This window comes from Bartonella sp. AA83SXKL (assembly GCF_042196965.1).
Classification (GTDB): domain Bacteria; phylum Pseudomonadota; class Alphaproteobacteria; order Rhizobiales; family Rhizobiaceae; genus Bartonella.
Map to the genome: position 1 here is coordinate 1 of NZ_JBHIRG010000130.1, position 305 is coordinate 305.

Sequence of the window (305 nt, forward strand, 5' to 3'; positions counted from 1 at the left end):
TATCCATGAACGTTGAAACCAAAAACATGAAGAATACATAGTGGCTTAGCCAAAAGAGCCAACAATTAATACGCAAAAAATGTATAAGCAGATAAACGAACCCACAATATACAAATTTTAACCCATGCCATTGCGTCACAGCTTCTAAAAACTGTACCCCCACAGCTGCACAATAATGATCCAGCGGTACAAACATATAGTTTTTTGCAGTGCCTCAAGCTGAACTTGATGAGAAAAAAAGCGGCGTGACAACAATCACTTCTTGCAGCTCTAGCTATTAACACAAAGGGGAAAGTATTCCCGTG